Source organism: Paenarthrobacter sp. 10L420, assembly GCF_056395385.1.
Genome location: NZ_JBFTJK010000027.1, coordinates 35,769 through 44,985, shown reverse-complemented (window position 1 = coordinate 44,985; position 9,217 = coordinate 35,769). Strand labels below are relative to the sequence as shown.

The following is a 9,217-nucleotide window of genomic DNA, read 5'->3' as shown; positions in this document are numbered from 1 at the left end:
GGTTACGGCGGTCATAGCGTGGGGGAAACGCCCGGTCCCATTCCGAACCCGGAAGCTAAGACCCACAGCGCCGATGGTACTGCACCCGGGAGGGTGTGGGAGAGTAGGACACCGCCGGACACACATTAGGTCGAGACCCCCCAACCCACACCGGGTCGGGGGGTCTCCCACATTAACCAACAAACCAGACAGGACAAGCCCCGACCACCACGGCCGGGGCTTCCCCCATTTAAGACCCCAAAAGGCGCAGCGCCAACAAGGCTGTGAGACTTGCCACGGGATGCCCCTGCAGGTGCCTTGACGTTCGGCGCCTGAGGCGCTGTCGCCTAGAATTGCATAAGACATACGAGTCGGCAGCCCAGTGCTGCAGACGGCGTGACAACGAAATAAGGGTTATGAGCGACTACGCACGCGCCAGTGGTCGGCTCGCAACAGGAGGAATCCACCATGGCTGAGCACAACGGCGGCAATCGCGACGGCAACCGCGGAAACTTTGGCGGGAATCGCGGTGAGCGCGGTTCTTTCCGCCCCAACAACAACTCCGGTGGAGACCCTCGCGGATTCCGTTCCAGGGAGAATCGCGACGGTAGTGAGCAGGGTCGTTCCTTCGGTGGCGATCGTGATCGTAAGCCCTTTGGTGACCGCGGTGACCGCGGCGAGCGTCCGGCGCGCGATGGTGAGCGTCGTCCGTTCAACAGTGACCGTGGCGAGCGCAAGCCGTTCGGTGACCGCCCGCCCCGCGATGGTGAGCGTCGTTCCTTCGGTGGCGACCGTGATCGTAAGCCCTTTGGTGACCGTGGTGATCGTCCGGCCCGTGATGGTGAGCGTCGTCCGTTCAACAGTGACCGTGGCGAGCGCAAGCCGTTCGGTGACCGCCCGCCCCGCGATGGTGAGCGTCGTTCCTTCGGTGGCGATCGTGATCGTAAGCCGTTCGGTGACCGTGGTGACCGTGGTGACCGTCCGGCCCGTGATGGTGAGCGTCGTCCCTTCAACAACGACCGCGGCGAGCGTAAACCCTTCGGTGACCGTCCCGAGCGTGGCCCACGGAACTTCGATGGCCCGCGTCGAGATGGCGATGAGCGTCGTCCCTTCAACAATGACCGTGGTGACCGTCCCGCGCGCGATGGTGAGCGTCGTCCGTTCAACAGCGACCGTGGCGAGCGTAAGCCGTTTGGTGACCGTCCCGAGCGTGGTGGCGAGCGTCGTCCGTTCAACAGTGACCGTGGCGAGCGTAAGCCCTTCGGTAGCCGCCCTGAGCGTGGCCCGCGGAACTTTGATGGCCCGCGTCGTGATGGCGAGGAGCGTCGTCCGTTCAGCAATGATCGTGGCGAGCGTAAGCCGTTTGGTGACCGTCCCGAGCGTGGTGGCGAGCGTCGTCCGTTCAACAATGACCGCTCCAACTCCTGGGAAGACCGTCCCGCCCGCGTTCCCAACGCGAAGGACATTCGCAGCGCCAACCGCCCTGACCGCGAACGTTCTCCGGAGATCGATGAGGATGTCACGGGCAAGGAACTTGACCGCGCCACCGGGCACCAGATCAAGACCCTCGAAGAGCAGAGCGCAGGCTGGGTGGCGAAGCACCTGGTCATGGCTGGTCGCTTGATCGACATCGAGCCGGAGCTGGCCTTCCAGCACGCTTTGGCCGCCAGTCGCAGGGGTGGCCGGCTGTCGGCTGTCCGGGAAGCTGTTGGCTTGACGGCTTACGCTGCAGGTCACTATGGCGAAGCGCTGCGCGAATTCCGTACGTACCGCCGCATCAGCGGATCCAACGTTCACCTGCCCGTCATGGCGGACTGTGAGCGTGGCCTTGGCCGCCCTGACCGTGCACTGGACATGGTCCGGTCTCCTGAAGCGCAGGATCTGGATGCTCCGGGCAAGGTAGAGCTGGCGATTGTGGCTTCGGGCGCCCGTGCTGACCTCAACCAACTTGATGCTGCTGTAGCCGAGCTTGAGATCCCGCAGCTGGACATTAACAGGGCATTCTCTTACAGCCCCCGTCTGTTCCGCGCGTATGCAGAAGCACTGACTGCTGTGGGTCGCACTGAGGAAGCCGAAAAGTGGGCTCGTCAGGCACTGGTAGCTGAGAATGCCCTCGGCGTTGGTGACTTCGCCGAACCGGAAATTCTTGACCTCGGCTGGGACGAGCAGGAAGAAGCAGCGGCTGCGCGGAAGCCACGCTTCGAGAAGCGCGGCGAGGATTCCGATGTCGTGAGGCCGGAAAGCGAAACGGTGATCGCGGAGGCGGCTGCTGCAGACGCCGAACACGACGACGTTGACATTGATGATGCAGAGTCGGACTACTTCGAGTCGGACGACGCCGAGTCGGACATTGATTCAGCCGACGAAGCCGAAGAAGCTGACGAATCAGAAGAAGCCGAGGAAGCAGTGGCCCATTCGGAATCCACCGAGGAACAGGGCACTGACTCACAGCATGGCTGATTCACTCATTTCGTCCTTTGACGCGGTTCTTTCCGATCTTGATGGTGTCGTTTACGCAGGTCCCCATGCCATTCCCGGGGCTGTGGAGTCGCTGCAGCGCCTGGAGACCGTAGGCGTCGGGTTGGGTTACGTGACGAACAACGCCTCGCGTACTCCGGCCCAGGTTGCCGCGCACTTGCGGGAACTGGGGGCTCCTGCGGAGGATCACCAGGTGGTCAGTTCTTCGCAGGCTGCCGGGGAGCTGCTTGCTTCCATGCTGCCTGCGGGGGCTCACGTGCTCATTACTGGCAGTGCGGCGTTGGCCCACGAGATCGAACTGGTGGGCCTCAAGCCCGTGCATAGTGCGGCGGAATCGCCGGTAGCTGTTGTCCAGGGCTTCAACCCTGAGATCGGCTGGAAGGACCTCGCTGAGGCCTCCTATGTTGTTGCCGGTGGCGCCCAGTGGTTTGCGACCAACACGGATATGTCGATCCCGCAGGCGCGCGGTATGGCTCCTGGCAACGGTACTCTCGTTGCCGCAGTTGCGGCCGCAACGGGCAAGACGCCGATGGTGGCCGGTAAACCGGAGGCGCCGTTGTTCCACGCTGCTGCCAAGCGCCTGAAGTCTGATCGCCCTTTGGTGGTGGGGGACCGTTTGGATACGGACATCCTGGGCGGCAACCGTGCCGGATTTGCGACGGCGGCGGTACTCACCGGCGTCGATACGACGCTGTCGATTCTGGCTGCCCGGACGGAAGAGCGTCCCGACTATCTTCTGGCAGACTTGGGGGACCTTTACGCCCCTTACCCGGAAATCGTCAACGACGCCGGCACTTACCGTTGCGGTGCAGCGTCAGCAGTTGCTGAGGATGGCAAGGTCACGTTGACCGGGGATAAGGATGACCTCGACGCGTGGCGTGCTGCCTGCGCGGCCTGGTGGGCTGCGGTTCCGGATACTGCTGTAGCGCAGGCGCCCCAGCTGGAATGGCGAACTTACTAGACTGGTGCGATGACCGAGCCCAACAATTACCCGGAAGCTGAGGCTGAACGGCCCCCTGTGCGCTGGCCAGAGGCTCTTGAAGCCACCGGCGACGTCCCTGTGGACCGCGCCCTTGGCTTGCTGGAGGGCGTTCATGGGGCTCCGGTGGCAGACCACGCTGGGTTGTACACGGCAATTCATGACTCCCTCCTGGAGGCTCTGGATGCTGAGCCCGGCCTGCCGCCGGTAGTGGACCGGGATACCGCTCGTACCCGCCCGGAAGGCGAGAATTAGCGAATGGCAAGACTTGATCAGGAACTCGTCACCCGTGGGCTGGCGAGGTCCCGGACGCACGCTGCCAAGCTCATTAGCGACGGCAAGGTGAGTTCAGGCGGGGTTGTCTTCGCCAAAGCGGCCCAGCAAGTGGACGCCGACACAGACCTGGACGTCCAATCCCACCTTGAGGACATTTACGTGAGCCGCGCCGGGCACAAACTGGCCGGCGCGCTGGCCGCGTTTCCGGCGGTAGCAGTATCCGGTCGCCGGTGTCTCGACGCCGGAGCCTCCACTGGCGGCTTCACGGACGTGCTGCTTCGGCAGGGAGCCGCGCAAGTGGTGGCGGTCGACGTCGGGCATGGCCAACTGGTGCCGCTGCTCCGCGATGATCCCCGGGTGGTGGTCCATGAAGGGCTCAATGTCAGGTATATGACGCCGGACCAGATCGGTGGCACCGCAAGCCTGACTGTCGCAGACCTGTCCTTCATTTCCCTGACGTTGGTCCTGGGCCCCCTTGCTGCCTGCACGGAACCTGGCGGAGACCTTGTCCTGATGGTCAAGCCGCAGTTTGAAGTCGGCAAGGAGCGGCTAAGCCGCACGGGCGTCGTGTCTTCCGAGAATGAACGACGCCGGGCGGTGGCCCAGGTTGCCCGCGCTGCAGTTGATGCGGGGCTGCAACTTCATGGCCTGGCGGCAAGTCCACTTCCGGGCCAGGACGGAAATGTTGAGTACTTCCTGTGGATGAAGCGCAGGATGTCCGCTGTGTTGCCTAAGATCGAAGAGCGGGACGAGGACGTTGCTGCATTGATAAAGAACCTCTGGCCAAACGACTAGAAAGCAGAACCCGATGAGCAGGCATGTACTTGTCCTTGCCCACACAGGGCGGGAGGAATCGCTCCGGGCGGCGTGGGATGCTTGTACGCAATTGCACTCGTCGGGCCTGGTGCCGGTCCTTCAGAAGTCAGAATTGGCAGATGTCGAGCGCTTCTTTGGTGCCGTTGATACCCCCATTGAGATCCTCCACGACGACGTGAGTTTGGAAGACGTGGAATTGGTGATGGTTCTGGGTGGCGACGGAACCATCCTGCGCGCGGCGGAACTTGTGCGGGAAGTGGACGTTCCCTTGCTGGGCGTCAACCTCGGCCATGTGGGCTTCCTTGCAGAGAGCGAACGTGCTGACCTGGCCCAGACGGTCGAATGGATCGCGAGCCGCCAGTACACCGTTGAAGAGCGCATGACGATCGATGTCCAGGTGTGGATCAAGGGCCAGAAGATCTGGCATACCTGGGCCTTGAACGAGGCCGCAATTGAGAAGGCCAACCGGGAACGGATGCTCGAAGTCGTCACTGAGGTGGATGAACGGCCGTTGACCTCGTTCGGCTGTGATGGCGTGGTCCTTGCGACGCCAACGGGATCGACGGCGTACGCGTTTTCGTCTGGTGGGCCGGTGGTGTGGCCTGAGGTGGAGGCGCTCGTCATTGTGCCGATCAGCGCCCATGCCCTTTTTGCCAAACCCTTGGTGGTCTCTCCGCGATCCAAGCTGGCTGTGGAAATCATGAACCGGACGGATGCCTTGGGGGTCCTCTGGTGCGATGGCAGGCGCTCCGTTGACTTGCCTCCGGGAGCGCGTGTCGAGGTGACCCGCTCAGCCACGCCTGTACGACTCGCACGGACGCACAAGACTCCTTTCTCGGCACGGCTTGTGCGCAAGTTCCAGCTTCCCATCCACGGCTGGCGTGGTCCGGCTCCCCGCTCAGGGGAAGTCCACACCGGCCCCATCCCCGTGATTCGAACACTTTCACCGGCTCCTTTGCCTACCCCCCGGGACGCGAGTGATCTCCGGGATACTGAAACGTCCCTGAACCCGGGGCACGGTGAGCCATCCGACCCCACGAATGCGAAGTGAAGCATGCTTGAAGAACTCCGAATCCGTGATCTCGGTGTCATCACCGATGCCGCCCTGCCGCTAGGGCCCGGCCTCAGCGTCGTAACCGGTGAAACTGGTGCCGGCAAGACCATGGTGGTGACCGCCGTCGGGCTTCTCCTGGGTGCTCGTTCGGATGCCGGCGCAGTCCGGAGCGGCGCCAAATCTGCGTCCGCCGAGGCAGTCCTGAAGCTTGATCCAGGCCACACCGCGGTGGAGCGGGCCAAGGAGGCCGGCGGTGAGGCTGAGGAGTTCGACGGCGTCGCTGAACTCCTGCTGGCCCGCACCGTTGGTGCCGACGGCCGCAGCCGGGCTTACGTTGGGGGACGGGCGGCACCGGTAGGGGTTCTGGCCGAACTTGGCGAGAGCCTGGTGGTGGTGCATGGACAATCGGACCAGATCCGGCTGAAAAGCGCTACGGCACAGCGACACGCCCTGGATCGCTTCGCTGGTGCACCGCTGGCCAAGGTCCTGGGGGAGTACCAGAACCTGTACAACCACTGGAAGTCCATTCAGGCCGAGCTGGAGACACTTCGCAGCGAAGCGCGGGAACGGCTTCGTGAGGCGGAATCGCTGGACGCCGCTCTCAAAGAGATCGATGACGTGGATCCCCAGCCTGGCGAGGATGAGACCCTCAAGGCTGAGGCCGTAAAGCTTGCCAACGTTGAAGAACTCCGGCTCGCAGCGGCAGCGGCACATGAGTCGCTCATCGCCGAGGAATTCGGCGATGCCGGCGATGCCACATCGATGGTGGATGCGGCCAAGCGGACGCTGGAGCACGTTGCAGAACACGACGAGGCGTTGGGGGCTGCTGCTGCACGTCTTGCAGAAGTTGGCTTCCTGCTGAACGATATCGCCGCTGACTTGTCCAGCTACCAAGCTGCATTGGACACTGAAGGCCCGGAGCGGCTCTCTGAAATTGAGGAACGCCGCGCAGCCTTGGCCAAACTGATCCGCAAGTACGCCCCCAGCATCGACGAGGTGTTGGAGTGGGCGACTACGGCCCGGATGCGTTTGGACGAGCTGCAGGACGATTCAAGCCGCATCGAATCCTTGGATGCCGAGGTGGCTTCGAGCGAAGCTACCCTGCGCAAGCAGGCCGCAGCGATCAGCAAGGCCCGGCTGAAGGCGGCCAAGGACCTCTCAGCCCGCGTGAGTTCAGAGTTGAAGGCTTTGGCCATGGCGGATGCCACATTGATCATCCAGATAGAGGACAGCGGATCGCTTGGCCCCTGGGGGACTGACGAGATCGCCTTCCTCCTCCAGCCACACTCCGGCGCTCCGGCGCGCCCACTGGGCAAGGGAGCCTCCGGCGGTGAACTCTCAAGGGTGATGCTGGCCATCGAGGTGGTGCTCGCGGCGGTGGATCCTGTTCCTACGTTCGTCTTTGACGAGGTGGACGCCGGTGTGGGTGGACGGGCCGCCGTCGAGATCGGGCGTCGGCTGGCCATGTTGGCCCGCCACGTCCAGGTCCTCGTGGTGACGCACCTGCCGCAGGTTGCCGCCTTCGCTGATCAGCACATCCGGGTTACCAAAACCTCAGTGCGGGGCGCCGACGGAAAAACGTCCACCGGATTCACCTCCAGCGATGTGCAACTGCTGGATGACGACGAGCGCGTGAAGGAGCTTGCCCGTATGTTGGCCGGGCAGGAGGACTCAGAATCTGCCCAGGCACACGCGCAGGAATTGTTGGACGATGCGAAATTGCTTCCCCAGCGGGCCTAGGAAATTCCCGGCACGGGGCTGATTAAGGACTGCGACCACTATCACATCCGTGCACTTGGTCCCGCCCGGCTCTTGATTGCAGGCATGGTCTTGGGCAACTATTGACCATTTGGGGAATCCGGACGGACGCTTGGAAGGCGTAATTGATGATAAGCTCGAATTCCGTGGTGCAGCGATCAAATTCCCGTGTAAATTCCCGGTTCCCGGGCTCGTCCAAGACGACCAAACACATCTTCGTCACCGGTGGTGTGGCGTCCTCGCTCGGTAAGGGTCTGACGGCTTCCAGCCTCGGCCACCTGCTGCGGGCACGCGGTTTGTCTGTAACTATGCAGAAGCTCGATCCCTATTTGAACGTGGATCCGGGCACGATGAATCCCTTCCAGCACGGCGAAGTTTTCGTGACTGATGATGGCGCCGAAACCGACCTCGACATCGGACACTACGAGCGCTTCCTCGATGAAAACCTCGAAGGTTCGGCCAACGTCACAACGGGCCAGATCTACTCCACGGTCATCGCAAAGGAACGCCGCGGTGAATACCTCGGAGACACCGTTCAGGTCATCCCGCACATCACGGATGAAATCAAGCGCCGCATGCGCCTTCCCGCCGAAGGCAAGAACGCTCCGGATGTCATCATCACTGAAATCGGTGGCACGGTGGGCGACATCGAATCGCAGCCCTTCCTTGAGTCGGCCCGCCAGGTGCGCCAGGACATCGGCCGAAACAACGTCTTCTTCCTCCACGTTTCCCTGGTTCCGTACATCGGTCCTTCCCAGGAACTGAAGACCAAGCCGACGCAGCACTCCGTGGCAGCCCTTCGTTCCATCGGTATCCAGCCCGAAGCCATCGTGATCCGTTCCGACCGCGAAGTGCCGGACGCCATGCGCGAGAAAATCGGCCGCATGTGCGACGTCGATATTGACGCCGTGGTCAACGCCGCTGACGCACCCAGCATCTACGACATCCCCAAGACGCTGCACTCCCAAGGCCTGGACTCCTACATCGTCCGTGCGCTGGACCTGCCGTTCAAGGACGTTGACTGGAGCAAGTGGGACAAGCTGCTCGAAGCTGTCCACAACCCCAAGCATGAGGTCGAAGTTGCCCTGGTGGGCAAGTACATCGATCTTCCCGATGCTTACCTTTCGGTGACCGAGGCCCTCCGCGCCGGTGGGTTCGCGAATGAAACCAAAGTCAAGATCCGTTGGGTTCCCTCTGACGAGTGCGAAACCCTTGCCGGCGCCACCAAGTCCCTTGCCGGCGTCGACGCCATCTGCGTGCCGGGAGGCTTCGGCATCCGTGGCCTGGAGGGCAAGTTGGGCGCGTTGAAGTTTGCCCGCGAATCCAAGCTCCCGGTTCTGGGCCTGTGCCTTGGCCTTCAGTGCATGGTGATCGAGTACGCCCGCAACGTGGTTGGCCTGGAAGGCGCCTCGTCCAGTGAGTTCGAGCCGGACTCCAAGTACCCGGTTATCGCCACCATGGAAGAGCAGCTGGACATTGTGGAAGGCAAGGGAGACCTCGGCGGCACCATGCGCCTGGGCCTCTACGAAGCCAAGCTGGACGAGGGCTCCGTAGTCGCAGAGACGTACGGCACCACTTCGGTGAGCGAACGCCACCGCCACCGCTACGAGGTTAACAACAAGTATCGTGACCAGATCGCGGCAGAGGGCCTGGTCTTCTCAGGTACCTCTCCTGACGGCAAGCTGGTTGAGTACGTTGAACTTCCCCGCGAAGTGCACCCGTACTACGTCGCGACGCAGGCACACCCTGAGCTCAGCTCCCGCCCGACGCGCCCGCACCCGCTCTTCGCAGGCCTCGTGAAGGCTGCCTTGGAGCGTCGTGAAGGCGCCGTTGTGGGAACCAAGACGGGTGCCCGCGCGGTAGCTGCCAAATAAACG

General features: G+C 62.8%; 8 protein-coding genes and 1 rRNA gene. 8 read left to right on the top strand and 1 reads right to left on the bottom strand.

All coding sequences use genetic code 11. The features are described from left to right. The first annotated feature begins 3 nt into the window (after window positions 1–3). A 5S ribosomal RNA gene (gene rrf / locus AC1DD5_RS23530) occupies window positions 4–120 on the top strand. Between the two features lie 273 nt (window positions 121–393). On the opposite strand, the gene AC1DD5_RS23525 is transcribed toward rrf, so the two are convergent. Further along, window positions 394–1,581, bottom strand: coding sequence for a hypothetical protein (locus AC1DD5_RS23525; RefSeq protein WP_477522891.1), 1,188 nt, complete (start codon window positions 1,579–1,581; stop codon window positions 394–396). Window positions 1,582–1,587: 6 nt separating this feature from the next. Between AC1DD5_RS23525 and AC1DD5_RS23520 the strand changes: the two genes are divergently transcribed. The 7 genes from AC1DD5_RS23520 (at window position 1,588) to AC1DD5_RS23490 (ending at window position 9,214) form a co-directional block, all read left to right on the top strand. Next, window positions 1,588–2,439 carry a hypothetical protein gene (locus AC1DD5_RS23520; protein ID WP_477522890.1) on the top strand — a complete coding sequence of 284 codons (852 nt, stop codon included), beginning with the start codon at window positions 1,588–1,590 and terminating at the stop codon, window positions 2,437–2,439. Next, window positions 2,432–3,418: an HAD-IIA family hydrolase gene (locus tag AC1DD5_RS23515; RefSeq protein WP_477522889.1), complete on the top strand. Its 987-nt coding sequence runs from the start codon at window positions 2,432–2,434 to the stop codon at window positions 3,416–3,418. Before AC1DD5_RS23520 ends, AC1DD5_RS23515 begins: the two co-directional genes overlap by 8 nt. 9 nt (window positions 3,419–3,427) lie before the next feature. Beyond that, on the top strand, window positions 3,428–3,691 hold the full coding sequence (locus AC1DD5_RS23510; protein ID WP_477522888.1) for a hypothetical protein: 264 nt from the start codon (window positions 3,428–3,430) through the stop codon (window positions 3,689–3,691). 3 nt (window positions 3,692–3,694) lie between these two features. Next, on the top strand, window positions 3,695–4,507 hold the full coding sequence (locus AC1DD5_RS23505; RefSeq protein WP_477522887.1) for a TlyA family RNA methyltransferase: 813 nt from the start codon (window positions 3,695–3,697) through the stop codon (window positions 4,505–4,507). Between the two features lie 13 nt (window positions 4,508–4,520). Further along, window positions 4,521–5,579, top strand: coding sequence for an NAD kinase (locus AC1DD5_RS23500; RefSeq protein WP_442005628.1), 1,059 nt, complete (start codon window positions 4,521–4,523; stop codon window positions 5,577–5,579). 3 nt (window positions 5,580–5,582) lie between these two features. Further along, the gene (gene recN, locus AC1DD5_RS23495; protein WP_477522886.1) at window positions 5,583–7,322 is read left to right on the top strand and encodes a DNA repair protein RecN; all 1,740 of its coding nucleotides are present in this window, start codon (window positions 5,583–5,585) and stop codon (window positions 7,320–7,322) included. 146 nt (window positions 7,323–7,468) lie between these two features. Continuing rightward, window positions 7,469–9,214, top strand: coding sequence for a CTP synthase (locus AC1DD5_RS23490; protein ID WP_442017613.1), 1,746 nt, complete (start codon window positions 7,469–7,471; stop codon window positions 9,212–9,214). The last annotated feature ends 3 nt before the right edge of the window (window positions 9,215–9,217 follow it).

Excerpts from the sequence above, each read along its gene's own strand:
- AC1DD5_RS23520 (WP_477522890.1), top strand. The coding sequence starts at position 1,588 with ATGGCTGGTCGCTTGATCGACATCGAGCCGGAGCTGGCCTTCCAGCAC.
- AC1DD5_RS23515 (WP_477522889.1), top strand. The coding sequence starts at position 2,432 with ATGGCTGATTCACTCATTTCGTCCTTTGACGCGGTTCTTTCCGATCTT.
- AC1DD5_RS23510 (WP_477522888.1), top strand. The coding sequence starts at position 3,428 with ATGACCGAGCCCAACAATTACCCGGAAGCTGAGGCTGAACGGCCCCCT.
- AC1DD5_RS23505 (WP_477522887.1), top strand. The coding sequence starts at position 3,695 with ATGGCAAGACTTGATCAGGAACTCGTCACCCGTGGGCTGGCGAGGTCC.
- AC1DD5_RS23500 (WP_442005628.1), top strand. The coding sequence starts at position 4,521 with ATGAGCAGGCATGTACTTGTCCTTGCCCACACAGGGCGGGAGGAATCG.
- recN (WP_477522886.1), top strand. The coding sequence starts at position 5,583 with ATGCTTGAAGAACTCCGAATCCGTGATCTCGGTGTCATCACCGATGCC.
- AC1DD5_RS23490 (WP_442017613.1), top strand. The coding sequence starts at position 7,469 with ATGATAAGCTCGAATTCCGTGGTGCAGCGATCAAATTCCCGTGTAAAT.